17 protein-coding genes are annotated in these 18,704 nt (G+C 63.6%); 7 read left to right on the top strand and 10 right to left on the bottom strand.

All coding sequences use genetic code 11. From position 1 onward, the window contains the following. A partial coding sequence (locus VEK15_32585) for a M4 family metallopeptidase (GenBank protein ID HXV65479.1) occupies positions 1–782 on the top strand: 782 nt, incomplete at its 5' end. A 62-nt stretch (positions 783–844) separates the two neighbouring features. Here VEK15_32585 and VEK15_32580 read toward each other — a convergent pair. After that, the gene (locus VEK15_32580) at positions 845–1,852 is read right to left on the bottom strand and encodes a ParB N-terminal domain-containing protein (GenBank protein ID HXV65478.1); all 1,008 of its coding nucleotides are present in this window, start codon (positions 1,850–1,852) and stop codon (positions 845–847) included. A 151-nt stretch (positions 1,853–2,003) separates the two neighbouring features. Here VEK15_32580 and VEK15_32575 point away from each other — a divergent pair, with 151 nt between their 5' ends. The 5 genes from VEK15_32575 to VEK15_32555 all read left to right on the top strand — a co-directional run bounded on the left by VEK15_32575 (position 2,004) and on the right by VEK15_32555 (position 7,454). Then, positions 2,004–3,503: a sodium/proline symporter gene (locus VEK15_32575; protein HXV65477.1), complete on the top strand. Its 1,500-nt coding sequence runs from the start codon at positions 2,004–2,006 to the stop codon at positions 3,501–3,503. A gap of 170 nt (positions 3,504–3,673) precedes the next feature. Next, a complete protein-coding gene (locus VEK15_32570) occupies positions 3,674–5,068 on the top strand; it encodes an alpha/beta fold hydrolase (GenBank protein ID HXV65476.1) in 1,395 nt (464 codons plus the stop codon). A 51-nt stretch (positions 5,069–5,119) separates the two neighbouring features. Then, complete coding sequence (locus VEK15_32565; GenBank protein ID HXV65475.1) at positions 5,120–5,854, top strand: ATP-binding cassette domain-containing protein; 735 nt, start codon at positions 5,120–5,122, stop codon at positions 5,852–5,854. Continuing rightward, positions 5,851–7,023: an ABC transporter permease gene (locus tag VEK15_32560; GenBank protein HXV65474.1), complete on the top strand. Its 1,173-nt coding sequence runs from the start codon at positions 5,851–5,853 to the stop codon at positions 7,021–7,023. The genes VEK15_32565 and VEK15_32560 overlap by 4 nt, the downstream gene beginning before the upstream one ends. Positions 7,024–7,190: 167 nt before the next feature. Next, positions 7,191–7,454 (top strand): Trm112 family protein, encoded by a 264-nt coding sequence (locus VEK15_32555; GenBank protein ID HXV65473.1) that lies wholly within the window; start codon positions 7,191–7,193, stop codon positions 7,452–7,454. On the opposite strand, the gene VEK15_32550 is transcribed toward VEK15_32555, so the two are convergent. From VEK15_32550 to VEK15_32525, 6 genes are read right to left on the bottom strand one after another with little or no spacing between them, the layout of a single operon-like run. Next, entirely contained in the window at positions 7,451–7,777 is a 327-nt protein-coding gene (locus tag VEK15_32550) for a hypothetical protein (protein HXV65472.1), read from the bottom strand. The two genes, VEK15_32555 and VEK15_32550, sit on opposite strands and share 4 nt — an antisense overlap. Beyond that, complete coding sequence (locus VEK15_32545) at positions 7,774–9,789, bottom strand: molybdopterin-dependent oxidoreductase (GenBank protein HXV65471.1); 2,016 nt, start codon at positions 9,787–9,789, stop codon at positions 7,774–7,776. The genes VEK15_32550 and VEK15_32545 overlap by 4 nt, the downstream gene beginning before the upstream one ends. Before the next feature lie 3 nt (positions 9,790–9,792). Further along, on the bottom strand, positions 9,793–10,299 hold the full coding sequence (gene lspA, locus VEK15_32540; protein ID HXV65470.1) for a signal peptidase II: 507 nt from the start codon (positions 10,297–10,299) through the stop codon (positions 9,793–9,795). Beyond that, positions 10,296–10,649: a n-acetylglutamate synthase gene (locus VEK15_32535; protein ID HXV65469.1), complete on the bottom strand. Its 354-nt coding sequence runs from the start codon at positions 10,647–10,649 to the stop codon at positions 10,296–10,298. Before VEK15_32535 ends, lspA begins: the two co-directional genes overlap by 4 nt. A 28-nt stretch (positions 10,650–10,677) precedes the next feature. Continuing rightward, entirely contained in the window at positions 10,678–12,204 is a 1,527-nt protein-coding gene (locus tag VEK15_32530; protein HXV65468.1) for a pentapeptide repeat-containing protein, read from the bottom strand. A 39-nt stretch (positions 12,205–12,243) separates the two neighbouring features. Then, positions 12,244–14,145 (bottom strand): PAS domain S-box protein, encoded by a 1,902-nt coding sequence (locus tag VEK15_32525; protein HXV65467.1) that lies wholly within the window; start codon positions 14,143–14,145, stop codon positions 12,244–12,246. Between the two features lie 236 nt (positions 14,146–14,381). Between VEK15_32525 and VEK15_32520 the strand changes: the two genes are divergently transcribed. Next, the gene (locus VEK15_32520) at positions 14,382–15,251 is read left to right on the top strand and encodes an N-acetylmuramoyl-L-alanine amidase-like domain-containing protein (protein ID HXV65466.1); all 870 of its coding nucleotides are present in this window, start codon (positions 14,382–14,384) and stop codon (positions 15,249–15,251) included. On the opposite strand, the gene VEK15_32515 is transcribed toward VEK15_32520, so the two are convergent. Genes VEK15_32515 through VEK15_32505 form a run of 3 tightly spaced genes read right to left on the bottom strand, consistent with a single transcriptional unit; the run spans position 15,231 to position 18,671 of the window. Beyond that, entirely contained in the window at positions 15,231–16,061 is an 831-nt protein-coding gene (locus tag VEK15_32515) for a xanthine dehydrogenase family protein subunit M (protein ID HXV65465.1), read from the bottom strand. The genes VEK15_32520 and VEK15_32515 overlap by 21 nt on opposite strands. Before the next feature lie 17 nt (positions 16,062–16,078). Continuing rightward, positions 16,079–16,534, bottom strand: coding sequence for a (2Fe-2S)-binding protein (locus VEK15_32510; protein HXV65464.1), 456 nt, complete (start codon positions 16,532–16,534; stop codon positions 16,079–16,081). Further along, complete coding sequence (locus VEK15_32505) at positions 16,509–18,671, bottom strand: xanthine dehydrogenase family protein molybdopterin-binding subunit (protein ID HXV65463.1); 2,163 nt, start codon at positions 18,669–18,671, stop codon at positions 16,509–16,511. The genes VEK15_32510 and VEK15_32505 overlap by 26 nt, the downstream gene beginning before the upstream one ends. Positions 18,672–18,704: the final 33 nt, after the last annotated feature.

Raw genomic sequence — 18,704 nt, 5'->3', positions numbered from 1 at the left:
GCCATGGACGCGAAGGTATCGACGACGAGGGTCTCGCCGCCATCAACTTCGTCCACATATTCTCGCAGGGCTTCGGCTACAACAACGCCTTCTACAATCCCGATAACAACAGCATGAACTACGGCGACGGCGATGGGGAGGTATTCAATTTCTTCTCGTCGTCCCTGGAAGTGGTGGCGCACGAGCTGACCCATGGCGTCACCGATTTCAGCTCGGAGCTCATCTACCTCAACGAGTCCGGCGCACTCAACGAAGCCTTCTCCGACATTATGGGTACCTCAGTGGAGTTCTTCTTCGAAGAGGAGGGTGACGAAAGGCAAACGGCCGATTGGTTGCTGGGAGAAGACCTCTACTATGACTTTGGCCCTTACTTCCGCTCATTGGAGGATCCCGCGAGCATCGGCTTCCAGCTCGGTGGGGTGCAATTGCCATATCCCGACCACTACAGCGAGCGGTGTCTTCCCCCGATCTGCACCCCGGACGCGGAAGGGGACAATGGCGGGGTCCACATCAACTCGAGCATCGCCAACCACGCTTTCTACCTCATGGTCGAGGGCGGAACGAACGAAACGTCGGGCATCGAGGTCGAGGGCCTGGGGATGGACGAGATGGAACGCATCGAATCGATCTTCTATCGCGCGTTCGTCTTCTACCTCGTCCCGAGCTCCAATTTCAGTCAGGCTCGGGAGGCGACGCTCGTCGCCGCGCGCGAGCTCTATGGCGAGGGGAGCGTCGAGGAGCAGACCGTGGCGGCTGGCTGGGATGCCGTGGGAGTCAATTAACCCCGACCCATCGCTAGACCTCTTTCTCCTTCCAATTCCCCCGGCAGAAGACGTACCCGTATCTACTCGGCCGAGGAGACGGCGGCGACGAGCGCCAGGTCTTGCTCGCGCACCGACGACGTGTCGAACTTCTTCGCCGCGGCCGCCATGCGCGTGAGCGCCGCGCCCATCGCCATGGGAGGCGTCGAGTCGCCCTTCCTCGCCCGGTGGAAACGTACCGGGTTGATCCTAGCGACGACGTAGTTGCGCAGATAAGGGGAGCGAAACCCCCGCTTCTTGAGCGCTTCCACGATCTCCTTGACGCTTTCGTCGATCTCGAGCAGACGCGCGGCAAACCCCTCGCGTTCCGACAGGCTCTTGGGAAGCGTCTTGGTCTGGAACCGATCGAGCTTTCGCAGAAAAGAAAAATACGGGCTTCCGGCGAAGCGGCCGTGACTCTGGTAGACGATCCCGAGCGTGATGAGCGCGGGCTCCTCGAGCTCGCTCTCGTAGTCCGTTTCTTTCGAGCGCGGCCGCCTGAGGGCGAGCTCCCTCGCCATGCGGATGACCTCGAGGCTTCGGTCCTTCAAGTTGTGCGCCTTCTCGGTGTTGAGTGCCAGGATGCGAAAAGCCAGATCTTCGTCGGGACAGACCAGCGCGGTCACCGACCGCAGCCCGAGCACTTTCGCGGCGGCGAGACGATGGCGGCCATTCGGCGTCCAGAACCTTCCATCGGGCGCCTGCACCACGATGAGAGGATCCAGGAAGACACCCGTTTCTTCGATCCGCTGGGCAAGCCGCTTGGTGTGAGTGGGAGACAAGTCCCGCTGAAATGGGGTGGGCTCGACCACTTTGATCGGGAGTACGGCCACGAGAATCGGCTTGCCCGAGAGAGGCTCCCGATAGGCGCCGACGGCAGCTCCACCGAGCTCCTTGACGCGGGCGGCAATCGGCGCGAGTGAGGGGTCTTCGACGTCGAGTCGGGCCTCGTCCCCCAGAACTCCCCGTTGTTCCTTACGGGGAACGAGCCGCTTGCGCGAGGCGCTCGCCTTCCGCTTCGCCTTCTTCTTCTCTTTCGGAGTCTGCGCCACGGGCGAATTCTACGTGGGCACGAACCCCCAGACAAAGGAAAGAGAGAAAACCCGGTTGAAGCGACCGGGATCCCGTCGCTACACTCTCGGAGCCCGTGCGCGTTCGCCAACGGATGCCTTTCCAAAGGCCTGCCCCGTGAGAGGCTAGCCCGTGCCCATTTTCGCCCGTCCCCTTGTCGTCGTCGCGGCCGCTTCGTATCTGCTCGCGGTCCTCCTCGTCGGATTCTGGGCCGCACGTCGGACGAGAACGGCTCGAGATTTCTGGATCGCGGGACAACGGATCGGCCTCTGGATTACGGGAATCGCCGCAACCTCGGCGGCCTTCAGCGGCTTCGTTTTCATCGGCGGGCCCGGGCTCATGTACTCGATCGGCCTCGCTTCGGTTTTGATCGTGGCTCCGGCCGGCTTCACCTCGGCACTCCACTGCTGGCTCGTGGCCAAACGCCTGCGGCTGCTTTCCGAGGTTCGAGAAATCTACACGATTCCCGATGCCATCCTGTGCCGCTACGGAAGCCGCGTCGCTTCGGGAACGGCGGCGGTCGCCGTTCTCGTGGGGACCGTGGCCTACCTCGGCTCTCAGTTTCTCGCCCTCGGTCGGCTCCTGGAGTCTGTATTCGGAACCCGCGAGCTCTTCGGCGAGGCCAGCCTCTACGTGGCGATGGCGATCGGCGTCGCCATCGTCCTCCTCTATTCCGTCCTCGGCGGAATGGTGGCCGGCGTTTACACCGATCTCCTTCAGGGCGGTCTCATGTCGGTCGCGGCGGTCGTCGTATTCTTCCACGCGATCTCCGTCAGCGGCGGCGTCGAGCGAGCCGTCACGAGCATCGCGGCGTCACCGCGATTCGGGCCGGGCTTTCTCGATCCGCTGGGGACGGCACCGGTGCTGACGGCCCTCGGCTTCGTCTTCGTTTTCGGGACGGGAACCCTCGGTCAGCCCCACGTCCTTCACAAGTTCTTCATGCTGGACGACCCCCTGAAGCTCAAGTGGATGCCGCTCTTGATGGCGGGAAGCCAGAGCGTGTGTCTGCTCATCTGGCTCGGCGTGGGCCTCGCCGTTCCCGCGCTCGTCTCCCAGGGGCTTCTTTCCCCCCTCTCGCAACCGGACGACGCCGCGCCCACGTTCCTGCTCGAGCTCACGCCTCCCGTCGTCACCGGCCTCGTTCTCGCCGGCCTTCTCGCCGCGATCATGTCCACCGCCGATTCATTCGTGAACATCGGCTCCGCCGCTCTGGTGAGGGACATTCCGAACGCCCTCGGCCTCCGCGTTTCCCGAGAGCTTCTCTTCGCGAGAATTGCGGTTCTGGCCGTGTCAGGCTTGGCGGTATCTCTCGCCCTCAGCTATGGAGACCTCGTCGCTCTCCTGGGAACCTTTGCCTTCGGGACGTTCGGGGCGGCGCTCGCGCCGGTGCTTGCCGTCGGACTCAACTGGAAGCGCGTCACGGCAAAGGCGGCCACCTGCGCCATGGCAACCGGCATCGCCGCGAACATCACCTTCGAGATCCTCTCGCGCCGAGGAGTTCTTCTTTTCGCCCCCGGCGTCCTACCCACCGCGGTCGCGACCGCCGCCTCGTTTACGATGCTGTTCGTCGTAAGCTTCCTTACCCGCGCGAGAGAGCTCGACAGGGACGTGGCCGCGGTCATGGATGCCTGAGCTTGGCGGGCTTCGTTTCATGCCGTAGCATAGAAGAGTTGAGCCTTTTTCACATCCAACGCCGGCATGCCCGCCGCTTTGTTTCGGCCCGGCAGCGTGTCGCCTGGGGCCTTGCCCTGGCAGGCATTGTGGCCGCAGGAGTTTCCTGCGCACCCGCGCCTACGGGGGCGATGGGGCCCCGTCTCGAGCTGACCCCGTGTCAACTGACGTCTCCGGGCTCGCCCGTCAGTCTCGCGGCGGAATGCGGAAAGCTGACCGTTCCCGAAGACCGGGGTGCCGCGAATGGACGCAACATCGATCTCCGTGTGGCCGTGGTTCGGGCGGTGAGTCGGGCGCCTTGGCCCGATCCGCTCTTCTTCCTCACCGGAGGCCCCGGGCAGGCGGCCACGGAAAGCTTCGTGACGATCCAGGCCGCGTTTCGGCGAGTTCGCCGGGACCGCGATATCGTCCTGGTGGATCAGCGCGGTACCGGAGGCTCGAACCCTTTGCGCTGTCCCGCGGGGGACGAGAGCGATGTGTGGTTGCTGGACGACGAGGACATCGAACCCTGGGTCGAAAGATGCCTCGACTCGCTCGAAGGAGACCCCCGGTTCTACACGACTTCGATCGCCATGAGAGATCTCGACGACGTGCGTCGAGCTCTGGGGCATGAGCGCATCAACCTCTACGGTGTCTCCTACGGTACGCGAGCCGCTTTGACCTATCTCCGACTCTATCCCGACCGGGTCCGCTCGATCGTACTCGATGGGGTCGTACCGCCCACCGAGACGCTCGGAATCGACGTCGCCCGGGATGCCGAGCGGGCACTCGACTTGATGATGGGCCGATGTTCCGCCGATCCGAGCTGCGCGAAGGCGTTTCCCGAAATCGGAAAAGCCGTCGATGACGTGATGGCGCGTCTCGACACTCCGGTCCCCATCTCCCTTCGTCACCCGAGAACGGGAGAGATCGTGAGCGTGGAGCTCGACCGGAGAATGGCAGCCTACGCGATACGGTTGCTGAGCTACAGTCAGGAGACCGTCGCGACGATTCCTCTCTTGCTCACTTCGGCTCGGGAGAACGACCTCGCACCGCTCGCCGCCCAGTTCCTCATGACCGTGGGCGGTGTGTCGGAGACGATGAGTGACGCCATGGGCATCTCGATCGTCTGTACCGAAGATTACCCCTTCTTCGAAGATGACCTCATCGCCGAACGATCTCGAGACACCTATCTCGGAGCGATCCAGACCGACGCCTTGAAGCTCGTGTGCCCCTCCTGGCCCCGAGGCGAAGTGCCCCAGGGCTTCCGAGCTCCGGTCAAGTCGTCGGTGCCCGTCCTTCTCCTCTCTGGCGAGGCCGATCCGGTGACGCCTCCCGAGAACGCGGAAATCGTCCACAGCCAGCTCGACCGGAGTCTGCACATCGTCGCCCCCGGCCAGGGACACGTCGTGATCCACCGCGGATGTATATCGAGCCTCGCTTCCAATTTCATCGAGAAAGGAACCTTCGACGGCATCGACACGAGCTGCGTCGATCGCATCGCACCTCGAGCCTTTTTTACCTCCTTTGCTGGACCGCTTCCCTAGCCGACGGATGAAACCGACAAACGGCAGAGAGGCGGGACAACCGAGAAAGATATGATCGAGCTCGAGAACGTCACCAAATCGTTCGGTCAGGTCCGGGCGCTGCGCGGGGTGAGCTTCACCGCGAAAAACGGAGAGATCACCGGGCTACTCGGCCCCAACGGGGCGGGCAAGACCACGGCTCTTCGAATCCTCTATACCGTCATCCGGCAGGACGCGGGAACGGCGCGCGTCGACGGCTATGACACGCTGACATCGCGCCTGGAGGTGCAACGACGAATCGGGGTTCTCCCCGATGCCCATGGGCTCTATCCACGCCTGACGGCTCGAGAGAACATCCGCTACTTTGGGGCCCTCCATCGACTGCACCGAGCAGAGCTGGAGAGTCGCATCGACGAGCTCGTCGATCTCCTGGACATGGAGGACATCGTCGAACGGAGGGCCGAGGGTTTCTCGACGGGCCAGCGGGTGAAGGTCGCCATCGCGCGAGCTCTCGTTCAGAAGCCGCGAAACGTGCTACTGGACGAGCCCACGAGCGGCCTCGATGTTCCATCGACGCGGGCGATGCGGGACTTCATCAAGCGGCTGCGTGCCGAGGGCGTCTGCGTGCTCTTGTCGAGCCACATCATGCAGGAAGTCTCGGCACTATGCGACCACATCGTGGTCATCTCGAAGGGAAAGGTCGTCGCCAGCGGGACAGCCCTGGAGCTCCGCCAATCGACCGGCGAAGCGAACCTCGAAGATGCGTTCGTGGCCTCGATTGGCTCGGAAGAAGGGCTCCTGCGTTGAAACGGGGCTTTACCGTCGTCTTCGACAAGGAAGTCGTCGACAACCTTCGCGACCGGCGGACTCTCGCGGCCGCGCTACTGTACCCCTTCCTCGGCCCCGCGATGATACTTCTCGTCGTCTTTGCCGTCGGTCAGCTGTCGAGAGAAGCGGACGAGCCATTGAAGCTTCCGGTCGAGGGCGGGCACAACGCGCCCGACCTGATCGAGTTCCTCGAGCAGAACAACGTGGAAGTGAAGCCGGCACCCGCCGATCCAGAGGAGGCGGTTCGGACGGGAAAAGAGGACGTCGTGCTGATCGTTCCCGAAACCTATGGGGACGCCTTCACCCAGGGGCAACCGGCCGCGGTACACCTCGTGGTGGACTCCTCGAGGAACGAAGCACTGAGCGCGATCGAACGGGCAAGAACGGTCCTTGCCGCTTACAGTGGGCAGATCGGACGGCTCCGACTGGCGGTGCGCGGCGTCGATCCGCGCGTCGTCGATACCGTCGCCGTCGAGCTGGTGGACGTCTCGACGCCACAGAGCCGCGGGGCTCGCATCCTGGCGATGGCTCCTTACCTCATCCTGGTCTCGCTCTTCGTCGGCGGGATGTACCTCGCTATCGATTCCACGGCCGGAGAGCGCGAGCGGCTCTCACTCGAGCCTCTTTTGATCAACCCCGTCAGTCGTACCGAGCTCGTCCTGGGAAAAGCGGCGGCGGTTTTTCTCTTTACGCTCGTGGCGCTCCTGGAGACCCTTGCCGGTTTCGCGATCATACTCAACTTCGTACCCCTCGAGCAGTACATCGGTGTCCGTATGAGCCTACCGATCGAGGCGCTCTTCCTCATCCTCCTCGTAAGCCTGCCGTTGATGCTCCTGGTCGTCGGCTTGCAGATGCTGGTCGCGAGCTACACGAAGAGCTTCAAAGAAGCGCAGAACTACATCTCTTTGATGCTGCTCGTACCGGCCCTTCCCGCTCTCATCATGGCGGTCGTCCCCTTTCAGCAATCTTTGTGGCTTTCCCTCGTACCCACGGTGGGACAGCAGGTTTTCATCAATCAGATTCTTCGAGCGGAAACCGTGAGCCTGCTCCATCTGAGCGTCTCGTCCGCAATCACGCTCGTGGCCGGAGCTCTGCTCCTGCGGCTCGTCATCCGCCAGTACGAGCGCGAGGCCATCCTACTCCGCTAACCCCCCGGGGCCTCGGAAGATGGTCAGGGTGCTCCTTCCGATGAGGATGGACCGCGTTTCTCGCTCCCCAACCCGGGAGTCGGCGGAGCGGGACAGAACGCCGACCTGCCGTACAGGCGGAGGATCACGGCCGTACCCTTGCAGTTATCCGGGAACGGAGTTAGCTTATGGTCATGATCGACCCGGAGCTCCTGGAGATTTTGTGCTGCCCGGAGACGAAACAGCCGGTGTCACTCGTAGAGCCCGGCACCATCGATCGCATCAACGAGAAGATCGAGGCGGGGGTCGTGAAGAACCGCGGAGGCGCGGCGGTATCGGAGAAGATTCAGGGGGGCCTCCTTCGAGAAGACCGGCAGTTCCTGTACCCCATACGAGACTCGATTCCGATCATGCTCGAAGACGAGGCGATTCCGTTCGAGGGCTTCGGCTAGCGCTTCTCCGGCCTCGCCACCGACTCGATGCGGATCGTCTCGCCGTCCTCGTCCAGGGTTCCGCTGACGACGACGTCCTCGCCGGCGAACGGCTTGATTTTCTCCGGGTCGTCCACCGCGTACAGCATCTCGTCATCCGGCACGTAGAGCGCGTAGGCGGCTCCCATGCCGACACATTCGTCGGCGCACTGTTTGTCGCTCATCCCCTCCATCATGTGCTCGGCGCCGCACATGTCGTCGGTGACATAGCCTTCGAAGGTCTCCTCCGTGTGGCCGATTGCTGCCCCTAGGATCAACAAACTACCCAGGATCATCCCTCTCATCGGTTCACCTCCGGGAAATCGAAACGCGCGACTTCGACCCGTGCGTCGTTGAAACACGCGCCGCCCCCCACCTCGTTCACCTCCGCGGGGGTGAGAGCCGTCGAGGTGCTCCCGTTCAACGAAGCTTTCCTCCAAGCGCCTTTGGGCATGTGGACGACACCCTCTCTGAGACGCCGATCCACGCGCGCGTAACAGAGAACCTCTCCTTGAGAGTTGAACACCCGCACCCGGTCCCCGCTTCGAATGCCGCGACGGCGCGCATCCTCGGGATTGACGGACAGATGAAGCCGGCTCAAGTTGAACTCTCCGAGCGTACTGTTGATCGTCATCGTGGTCGAAGAGCTGATGAGGGTGAGCGGATGGCTGGACTGGAAGGATCGATAGCGATAAGGAACCTTACCCAGACACCGCGGAGTCAGATGTACCTTGCCGTCGTCGGTCTCGGGAAACACGTTCTTGAACTGAATCGGCGTTCCGCCATCGAAGTCGTATCCGTGCGCTCCACCCCCCTTCAACGGCCCGGATGAGGGCGCCTTCCCGTTCAGCTCGATCGCGGCAATGGTTCGGTCGATGAGCTCTTGTTCCGACCAGCCGAACGCATCGTCGTCGAACCCCATCGCCTTGGCGAGGGCCTGGAATACGGCAACGTTCGATCGCGCCTCACCTCGGGGGGGGACGACGGGCCGGGTAGACCCCACGACGTAGCTTCCGTAGGCGCGCTTCAGGTCGTGGTGCTCTAAAAACGTCGTCGCCGGGAGGAGCACGTCGGCATAACGGGCCGTGTCGGTCATCACCTGCTCGAAAACCACGGTAAAGAGGTCTTCCCTCATCAGGCCGTGGACGATCCCGTTCTGATCGGGCACCGTCGCCACTGGGTTGCAGTTGAACACGAACAGAGACTTCACCGGCGGCGAGAGCGGGCCTCGCAAGACATGGGCCAGCTCGGTCATGTTGATGATCCGCGTATTCCAGGGCGGCAAGCGGAAGAGCTTCTCGGTAACCAATCGCCCGGCGCCGCTGTTGCTCAGCGTGTAACCGCCGCCGACAACGCCAAACTTTCCAAGGAGGCAAGGAATCGCGAGTATGGCGGCTACCGCATGACCACCATTTCGGTTGCGCTCGACGCCCCAGCCGCACCGCAAGACGGCCGGCGAAGAGGAAGCGTAGCGCTCCGCCAGATCGCGAACGGCGGAAAGACCGAGACCCGCTTCCATCGCCGCCTTGTCGAGCGGCCACGCGGACGCCGCCTCGAGCAGCGGGTCGAGCCCCGTCGCCCGGGCGCGGACGAAGGCGGAGTCGAGCTTGCCGTTTCCCACAAAGTAGTCGATGAGACCGAGCGCCAGGGGCAAGTCGGTGCCGGGACGAACAGGCAGGTGGACGTCGAGGAGCTCCGAAGGGAGTGTTCTTATCGGATCGACGAGCGCGACGAAGGCACCGCGCCGTTTCGCCTCCTTCAGATAGGGTACGAGGTGGATGTTGGATGCCCGCGGATTGGCCCCCCAAATCACGATGCAACGGGCGTCGACGTAGTCGGGAAAGGCAACCCCCGCCATCTTTCCGTACATGTCTTTCGCCACCTCGCCCGTGGGTGCGGCGCAAATCGTCTTGGCGAGGCGTGAGGCGCCGAGGCGAGCGAAGAGAAGGCTGTCGAGCATCTCGTCGGTGACGAACCCGTTCGACCCCCCGTAGTGGTAGGGGAGGATCGCCTCTCCTCCGTGGGTTCTTCGGATGGCCTTGAAGCGCGCCGCCACTTCGGAGAGGGCCTCGTCCCAGGACACGCGCTGGAAACGACCCTCGCCCTTCGGCCCCGTGCGTCGCATCGGGTACAGGAGCCGGTCCTCGTGCTCCACGCGCTTCCCGAATCGTCCCACCTTCGAGCAGATGAACCCGCCCGTGACCGGATTCGCGGCCCCGGCGGTGATGCTACGAATCGCCGAGCCCGAGACCTCGACCTCGAGCGAGCAGGTGTCGGGACAATCCAGGACGCAAGACGTCGACCTTGTCTCGTTCATCGTCTAAGCCAGATCGGGTCGCCGGCGCGCGACCACGGGGCGATGCGCGAACGTCGAGAGGAACAGAAGGACGAGCCCTGCCACGATGGCGGCGTCGGCGATGTTGAAGATTCCAGTGTGCAGGTCGCCGAAACCGATGCGAAGGAAGTCGATGACCATGCCATGCTGCACGCGATCGATGAGATTGCCGAGCCCGCCACCGATCACGAACGACCATCCCGCGAGCTCCAGGGCGCTTCGCGCGCGAAAGAGCTTTACCGCGAAGACGAGGAGAAGGATGGTGACCCCCACGGTGAAAAGCCAGAACCGCGTCACCGGCTCGAGCTCGGCTCCGATGCCCAGAAAGGCACCGCGGTTCTCGGAGTAGAGCAGCTCGACGGTTCCCTCGACCAGGGGATAAGGCACGGCCTGGGTAAAGCTCTCCGATGCGAATCGCTTCGTCGTCTGGTCGCAGGCGATGGTCATGATGACGAGCGCGATCATGACGAGCCAGCGACGAACGCGGCTCATCCGGCGAGCTCCTCGACGATCGAGCTTCCCTCGGAGTCGTCCCCCGAGGTCCATCGCCAGCTCTCGTGTAGCCGGAGCCGCCCGTCCGCCATGACTTCCGGGATCGAGCGACATTCCCCGGTCTTGAGCTCACCGGCCGTCGTGAGATGCTGAGTGCGCATTTCGAGCCGCCCCTCCTCGTCGGCCTTGGCCACGAGGGTCCCGAAACGAACGGCTCCGCCTTCGTACGTCGCCCAGACGAGGTCGCCTTTCTGGCGGTAGGTGAAGCGAGTTTCGGCCGACACGTCGCCCGTTTCCGTATTGCTCATGGAGACGAAGACCTTCCCGTCGTACACAAGAACCTCGACCATTATCGCATGGTGACCCGACTCGAGAACTCTAGCGCGCCGGAGCCTTGCTGAAGGGCTCGAGCTTCACCTCGAGGGGGGCAAGCACACTCTGTTCGAACGTTTCGACCAGATGTTCCGTGTCACGGTAACGGTAGGGCTCGATGCCCGCGAACTCGGGGCTGTCCACGAGATCCTCGCCTTCGGGGAGAATGATCTTGATAGGCAGATCCCTCAGCAAGACACCGAAAGGCTGCAATTCCTTGACGAGCTCCCGGCTGCCAGCCAGATCGGCGACGATGAAGCGCGAGAGGTGGGTCAGGTTCTCGAAAGTCGCACGCAGCTTGGGACCAACCGGCCTTTCGAGATCCACGGCCACAGGAGCGTAGTCGCGTCGCCTCAGCAATTCACGGATTGCTTCGAGGTGCGGTTTGCGCCAGTCGGGAAATCGTCCGAGCACGAGCACGAGGCGCAGGGTGTTCCGAGGGATGAGGTCTCGCCACCGGGCCTCGGAGATGAGCGTCTCCATCAGCTGCACCATCTCGAGGTCGTCCACCAACACGGCGGCCTCGTCGGGGGGCGTCAAGGCGAGATTGGACGTGACAATCCCTTCGTGCCGAAGTCCGGAGAGCACGACGTCGTCGAGCCGGCAGTCGGTCAGTATGGCTTGCGTGAGGTTACATTGAACCAAGAGCGCGCCCGACAGCTGACAATGGCTCAGTCTCGCTCCGCCGAAGTTCGCCCGAACGATCTCCGCTCCCACCAATCTCGCCCCGGTCAAGTCGGCTCGGGAGAAGTCGGCCCCCTTGAGGCAGGCGCGGCTCAGGTTGGCCTGGTTCAGGTCGGCGCCGCCGAGGCGAACCCGCTGAAGCCGAGCGCCCTGCAAATCCGCTAGGGGAAGCTCCGCCCGGCTCAGATCGGCCTCGACGAGCTGGGCACCACCGAGGCTCGAGCCGGTCAAGTTCGCTTCGAAAAGGTTGGCCTTCCAGAAGTGCGCCGCCGAGCCCTCGGTTCGCGTGAGGTCGGCCCGGCGCAGATTGGCCATGGGAAGCCGCGCCCCCTCCAGACTGGCGCCCGGAAGCTTGGCTTCCTCGAGATCCGCCCCGGATAGGATCGCTCCGCGCAGGTTCGCCACCGGAAGCTGGGCTCGGACCAGAACCGCGCGAGCTGCGTTGGCGGTCTGGAGCTGGACTCCGGATAGATTGGCCCGCGACAAACGCGCTTCGAGCAGCTGGGCGCGCGTCAGATCGGCGCCGGTCAGGTCCGCATCGAGCATCGTGACGCGTTCCAGCCGGGCGCCGGTGAGACGGGCCCGGTGCATCTTTGCGCCGTCGAGACGGGCATCGGGAGCTCGGACCTGGGCCATCTGAGCGTCCGTCAGGTCGGCCCCCTCGAGCTTGGCCGCCGTCAGGTTGGCCCCCGTCAGGTTGACCCCGTGGAGATCGGCCTCACCCAGGTCGATTCCGGCGAGCTCCGCCCGTGACAGGTCCGGGGCGGTCCGGCCCGGGTTACTTTCCCTGAATCGATTCCAGGCCGCGGCACCCCGGAGCAGGATTTCGACGAGCTCCGCGTCCGCCATGAGTCCGCATTGTATCCAGATCCGCGCTTTTGGCCAGTCTCAATGTATCGGAAAGTAGACGCGAAAAGTCGTACCTTGTCCGCGGGCGCTCTCGACCGAAAGGGCTCCTCCATGGGCTCGAACCACTGCGAGCGCCGTAGCGAGCCCGAGCCCCCGGTGGCCCGGTCTCGTGCTGAAAAAGGGAATGAAGATACGGGAAAGAGTCTGTTCATCCATCCCTTCGCCCATATCGCTCACTTCCAGAAAGACGAAGGTTCCCGGGTTGGCGCCCGAAGCGAGGAAGAATTCCTTCAGGGCATTCGCATCGAGCTCCAAAGCCCCGGTCCTCACCCGGATGGGCCCGCCGCCTTGCACCATGGCATCCGCGGCATTTTGCACCAGAACCATCACCAGCTCTCGAATCTGACGCGAGTCGCCCCAAAGGGGAACCTCTTCGCTTCCGAGCTCGAGCTCGAGGGATCCCGCCGGCCCGTCCAAGAGAAGCGCCCGAAGCGAGTGCTCGATCTCGACGAGGAGCTGGTCGAGCTGAACCCTTCCCCCTTCGGCAGAACCGTTACCGGAAAACGACGAGAGCATCGCGGCGAGCTCGCTGGCCGAGAGTGCGGCTTCCTCGATTTCCTCGACGCCACGTCGGAGCGAGGATCCGGAAGGAAGCTCCGCGAGCGCAAGGCCCGTCTGACTCAATATTCCGGCCATCAAGGGCTCGACCTCTCGGGCCACCCCCTTGGCGAGGAGCTGCAGCTCCTCCACGCGCTCGGCGGACTCTACGTCGCTCCTTTCACGCCCGGCGTGCAGCTGCTCTTTCTTGAGCCGGTCGACTTCTCGCGAAAGCTCCACCACTTCGGCCGAAAGCCGCCGCTTCTCCTCGAGATCCTGCTGCTTCTGTTCGTCCTGGCGCGCCGCCGTGTCGCGGGCCTGCCGGAGCTGGAACTCGCGCCTCTCGGTCACGTCACGAAGGATGGCGATGCCGCCGACGATCTCCCCATTCTCCTCGGTGAGAGGAGAGTAGTATCCGTCGAAGAACACTTGCCGGCCCGTTTCCACCTGGGTGAAGGGGCGGTTGCGCGATGTCGAGGTCGTGCCCGCCAAAGCGTCGCGAAAGTAGCGGTCCTCGCCGAGGTCCTTGAGCTGCGGCAGTGCCTCCCAAACGTTCTTTCCGATCACGCTCTCTCGTGGCTGCCCCAGAATCCGCTGAACCGCAGGATTCCAGTAGGTGAGATGGAAGTTGCGGTCGAAAGCCAGCACCCCATCGATGCTTCGGTGTGCCAGCCTGCTGAAGAACGCCCATTGCCGTTTCAGCCTGATCTCGGATCGCTTTCGATCGGTCGCGTCGCGGGCCACGCAGAGAATCAGCTTGACGTCGTCGATGGGAACGAAAGTCGCGGACACTTCTACGGGGAAGCGACTTCCGTCCTTGCGACGGTGGATCCCCTCCAGGTAGGCGACCTCCGGCGTGCTGGGCACGTTCGAAAGCCACTCGTTCCATGACGAAGGAGGAGTTAGTGGCAGGGCCACCTCGATGTGGTTCAACGAAAGCTCGAGGAGCTCGGCCCGGGAGTAGCCTAGCAACTGGACCGCGCGCTCGTTGACGTCCAGAAATCTCCCGGTGTGCGGCTCGATGACGAAAATCGACTCGGCGGATTGATCGAGGAGTCTTCGGAAGCGCTCGCGTTCCAGCTCCTTCCGCTTTCGATCGACGACCTCGTAGAACACCGAGGTGACGTCCTGCTCGTACCGGGCGAGCTCCTCGAGCGTCGCCGTGGCATCTACGGTCGCCCGGATGGAGCTCTGGAGCCGGTCGGCGTTCAATTGGGATTCGTCCCGGTCGAGCTTCCGGGAGAGCGAATCGATGGTCTCCCGGTTCAGCGGATGTGTCGCCTGGCCCTCCAGGTTCCGGAGAATGCGCCGGAACTCTCTCAGATGTCCGACATAGTCGTCCATGCTGCACCCCCATCAGGGCTTCGATGCCGGCTCGAGCGTTGGGGCCTTCGTGTCCGGGCCGCCGCAGCGGCTCGGGCCCGAGACCAAGCTATACCCGCTCCCAGAGGCCGGGACGGGTCCCCCGTCAAAATGGCTCCCTGGCCGACCCGACCAGGTACCAAAGAAAAATGTACAACCGTTTGGCTCAATAAGCAACCTTGCCAAGGGCACTTCCGGCCTCGTAAGCTTTGTGAAGGATGTGCCCGAATCGCTCGGGGATGGTGCTGGTGCTGTTCCTGGCCTCCCCTTCTCTCCCCGAAGAGACGACCCCCGTGCACCCGCCTCGCCTCGAGGCATGGTTTCGCGAGCTCAGTACTCCGGGGCCGGGAGAACCCTTCGGTCGTTACCTGGCTCGCGCGGGCAGGATCCAGCACGGAGTCGCGTACGACACCGCTGCCTCGCCACCTCCGGGGCCGGAGAGACTCCGAATCGAGCTCGAGAGGTTCGAGTGCGTTACCTTCATCGAATCGACCCTGGCGGTCGCACGATGCGGCTACGTCGGTGAGCCCACGGCCGAATGCTTCACTCGAGAGATCGTTCAGAGCCGATACCGCGGCGGCGTCCTCTCCGATTACGCGTCGCGCCTGCATTACTTCACCGAGTGGATCGACGACAACGAATCGAGAGGGCGGCTCAGGAACCTGACGGGGCAGCTGGGTGGGATCCCGGTCAGGAAGGATTTCTTTCGCATTTCGACTCATGAGCTCGCTCGAGCCTCGGCAGAGGACGAGCTCGCACGCAAGATGCGGAGCGTCGAAGCCCGTCTCAGCGGGATTCCGCATCTCGTGGTGCCCCGAGAGTCGGCACGCTCGGCCTCGACAGCGCTCGAAGACGGCGACATCGTGGCCTTCGTCCGTGAACGGCCGGGGTTTCTCGTCCATCATGCCGGGTTCGTTCTCCATGTTCGCGGAGACCCGAGGCTTCTCCACGCTTCGAGCTATCACCAGAAGGTCGTCATTACCGCAGAAGACGTGGCCGACTACCTCTTGAGACGACCAGAGCGCAAGGGTGTCATCGTAGCGCGTCCCACCGAGCCGAAACCGGGCTCAAAGCAGAAAGCTCCGTAGGAGGTTTCGAGAGACTTCGAGCCGATATCGGGCGGTCGATCGCAGATCGTCGATGGGATCGACGTCTCGTTCCAGCAGGGAAACGGCCTCGTCGACCACCCGACGCGTGGGCTTTTTGCCTCGAAGGAAGCTCTCCACCGTCTCGAGCCGCCGAGCGGTCACTGCCATGCTCCCGAGGGCGAAGCGTAGCTCGCGGATGCGGCCGTCGCGGCGCAGCCAAAGGAGCCCGGCGGCGACGGTTTTGGAGATGGCGGACGCCTTTCGGGTTCCGACCTTTCGAAAGAGCGCCCGCGATGGGCTTCGATGATACGGGAGATCGATGGATTCGATGAGCTCACCCCGCTCGAGAGCCGTACGCTTGACTCCGACGAACACGTCTCGGATCGCCATGCCTCGCCGCCTCGCAGAGGAAACCAGTCTCACCCTGGCGTCGTACACCAGAAGGGGCGGGAAGGTATCCCCAGCAGGCGAAGCGTTGGCGATATTGCCTCCGATCGTACCCCGTGTTTGAATCTGGCGCCCCCCGATGGTGGCACAGGCCTGAGCCAGCAGGGGAAATCGCCTGCGGACGACGTCGTGAGACTGCAACTGCCAGTGTGTGGCGAGCGAGCCGACTCGGAGAGTCCTGCCCGCCTCCCGAATCCGACGCCAGCTGCTGAGGCGGGAAAGGTCGATGACCGTCAACCCGTTGGCCTCTCCGGCGTTCCAGCTAACCATAAAGTCCGTACCGCCGGCGAGGGGCACCGCGCCGTCGAACCGCGCAGTGAGCTCGATGGCTTCTGTTGCGGTTCCGGGCCGCACCACCTTCATGCTTCGGGCGTCGCCTCTCATCGTCGGCGCACCGCCGTCAGCACGGATTCCACGATCTGTTGATACCCGGTGCAGCGGCAGAGGTTTCCCGAGAGCGCCACTCGAATCGCGTCGGGGTCGTCGCGGCCTCCGGACCGCAAATAGGCCCACGCCGTGACGAGCATTCCTGGCGTGCAGATGCCGCACTGAGTTCCTCCCGCTTCGAGAAACGCCTTCTGGAGCGGACTCAGGCCCTCGGGAGTGCCCAGGGCCTCGACGGTCTCGACTCGGCGTCCTGCGACCTGGCAAACGGGCACGAGACAGGCATTGACCGGCTCGCCATCGATCAACACGGTGCAGGCGCCGCACTCCCCTTCACCACATCCCTCTTTAGTGCCAGTTAGGCGAAAGTCTTCCCGAAGCACATCGAGCAGGCGCTTGAAGGCCGGGCCTCGAAAACGCCGCTTCCTACCGTTGACGCGGAGCTCGATCATGAAACGCTTCCTCGATCTGTTCGGGAAGAGCGGGGAGGGCCGTGAGAAACAACCCGGTCGCATCGTGGATTGCGGCCACGATCGCCGGGGCGGGAACGTCCATGGGAAGCTCTCCGACGCCTTTCGCGCCGAACGGGCCTCGGGAGTAGGGCTCCTCGACGATCTCGACCCGGATGGGAGGCGTGTCCAGAGTCGTCGGAATCACGTAGTTGGTGAACTGAGCGTTGGCCATGGCCCCGTTCTCGAATACCACGTTCTCCAGAAGAGCATAGCCGATGCCCTGAACGGTTCCGCCCAGGATCTGTCCCTCGACGAGCAGAGGGTTGATGGCTCGGCCCACATCCTGGGCGGTGACGACGTCCCGGATCGTGACCTCGTAAGTGAGCTTGTCGACTTCGACCTCGGCAACGAGCGTCGCGTAACCGTAGGCCCCGTAGGCATCTCCGCGGTAGGTCTCCTCGTCCCACTCGATCTCCCCAGGTTTCTCGAACTCCTCGGTGATGGAGAGATTCTTGCCTCGAAGCGCGGCCCGGGTCAGAGGCCAGCGGACTCCGTCGGCGGCGAGCCGCTCCTTGATCTTGTCGGCGGAGCGCTCGAGCAAGCCGCCGACGATCATGCAGGTGCGGCTGGCGACCGTGGGTCCGCTGTTGGGCACTTGGTTCGTGTCCGGCGTCTCGACGCGAATCCATTCGTAAGGCACGTCGAGCGCCTCCGCGACGATCTGGGCGAGGATGCTCGTAGTTCCCTGTCCGATCTCGGTCGAAGCGGCGTCGACGACGATATCGCCTGCTGGGGTCAACCTCACGCCCGCCCGGCTCTTGAGGAAAATCTCTCCGCTTCCGGTGAAGCCAGCGCCGTGGAAGACGGTCGCCAGGCCGACGCCCCGCCACGTCGGGTTTTTCCGGACGCGATTCCACCGTGCGGCGGCTTTCTTTCGGCGAGAGTACTGGCTCTTTTCGAGAGCGCGGTCGAGCGTTTGCCTCGCCCCCACGCTCTCGCGGAGAACTTGGCCGGTCGCCGTCGTCGAGCCGAGCCGAAACAGGTTCTTTCGCCGCAGCGCGACGGAGTCGATTCCGAGCGTCTTCGCGATCTTCTCCATATGAAGCTCGGCGGCGAACAGGGTCTGAGGCGCTCCGAAGCCCCGGAAGGCGCCGTTGGGTGGGGTGTTCGTCGCCACCACTCGGCCCCGAATGCGTACGTTCGGGCATTCATAGGGACCACTCGCATGAAGAATGCCCCGGGAAAGCACGACGGGCGAAAGCGTAATGTAGGCGCCTCCGTCCATGAGGACATCGATGTCCTGGGCGACGAGAGTGCCGTCGCGCCTGACTCCGGTGCGGTGGCGGATGCGCGCCGGATGGCGCTTCGTCGTCGCCCGCATGTCCTCGTGCCGGTCGTAGACGAGCTTGACGGGCCGCTTCGCCTTGAGGGCGAGGAGAGCCGCGTGCGCGGCGATGATGTTCGGATACTCTTCCTTTCCACCGAACCCACCACCGGTAGCCGCCTGGATCACCCGAATCTTCCCGGGATCGCGAGGGAATATCGGCAAGAGCGCCTTGTGGACGTAATAGGGGCACTGCATCGAGCCGAGGACCACGAGCGTTCCATCGGATTCTTCCCAGGCGGCGATACCGTTCGTCTCGATATAGGCCTGTTCCTGGTGCGGAACCCGGTACTCTTCTTCCACGATGGCGTCGGCTTCGGCAAAACCCGCTTCGAGATCTCCCTTCTGGATCTCGAAGCTCTTAAAAACCGTGCTCGAGCGCTCGGGGTCGAGAACGGGCTCGAGCGGGTCGTAGTCGATGCGAACGTGCTTCGACGCATCGTAGGCCATTGCGCGATCGGGATGGCCGAGCACCAGCAGCGGCTCTTCCACGTGGCGCACCTCGTCGCGGGCGAGAACCGGCTGATCCCGTTCGATCAAGAGAACGGTGTTCTCTCCGGGGATGTCATCGGCCGTCGCCACGACGACGCCCGTCCAGTCGAACGATGGATCGAAATGAATCTGCTTGATTCGGCCCCGCGGAACGGTAGCCCGCACCGTCACCGCGTGCAGGACATCCTGGAATCGAAAGTCGTCGATGTACTTGGCGACTCCGGTGAGCTTTTCCGGGCCTTCCTTGCGCCTCGAGCGCATCCCCACACTCGGCATGGTGGCTATTAAACTCTA

The sequence above is a fragment of the Vicinamibacteria bacterium genome (assembly GCA_035620555.1).
Lineage (GTDB): Bacteria > Acidobacteriota > Vicinamibacteria > Marinacidobacterales > SMYC01 > DASPGQ01.
Note: the sequence above shows the minus strand (reverse complement) of the source record. Positions and strands in the feature narration are given on the sequence as shown.

Bases quoted from the DNA above. Each gene is read 5' to 3' on its own strand.
- VEK15_32550 (HXV65472.1), bottom strand. From the start codon at position 7,777: ATGAGAGGGATGATCCTGGGTAGTTTGTTGATCCTAGGGGCAGCAATC.
- VEK15_32510 (HXV65464.1), bottom strand. From the start codon at position 16,534: ATGATCGAGCTCCGCGTCAACGGTAGGAAGCGGCGTTTTCGAGGCCCG.
- VEK15_32555 (HXV65473.1), top strand. From the start codon at position 7,191: ATGGTCATGATCGACCCGGAGCTCCTGGAGATTTTGTGCTGCCCGGAG.
- VEK15_32565 (HXV65475.1), top strand. From the start codon at position 5,120: ATGATCGAGCTCGAGAACGTCACCAAATCGTTCGGTCAGGTCCGGGCG.
- VEK15_32520 (HXV65466.1), top strand. From the start codon at position 14,382: ATGTGCCCGAATCGCTCGGGGATGGTGCTGGTGCTGTTCCTGGCCTCC.
- VEK15_32525 (HXV65467.1), bottom strand. From the start codon at position 14,145: ATGGACGACTATGTCGGACATCTGAGAGAGTTCCGGCGCATTCTCCGG.
- lspA (HXV65470.1), bottom strand. From the start codon at position 10,299: ATGAGCCGCGTTCGTCGCTGGCTCGTCATGATCGCGCTCGTCATCATG.
- VEK15_32515 (HXV65465.1), bottom strand. From the start codon at position 16,061: ATGAAGGTGGTGCGGCCCGGAACCGCAACAGAAGCCATCGAGCTCACT.
- VEK15_32535 (HXV65469.1), bottom strand. From the start codon at position 10,649: ATGGTCGAGGTTCTTGTGTACGACGGGAAGGTCTTCGTCTCCATGAGC.
- VEK15_32505 (HXV65463.1), bottom strand. From the start codon at position 18,671: ATGCGCTCGAGGCGCAAGGAAGGCCCGGAAAAGCTCACCGGAGTCGCC.
- VEK15_32530 (HXV65468.1), bottom strand. From the start codon at position 12,204: ATGGCGGACGCGGAGCTCGTCGAAATCCTGCTCCGGGGTGCCGCGGCC.
- VEK15_32570 (HXV65476.1), top strand. From the start codon at position 3,674: ATGGGGCCCCGTCTCGAGCTGACCCCGTGTCAACTGACGTCTCCGGGC.
- VEK15_32545 (HXV65471.1), bottom strand. From the start codon at position 9,789: ATGAACGAGACAAGGTCGACGTCTTGCGTCCTGGATTGTCCCGACACC.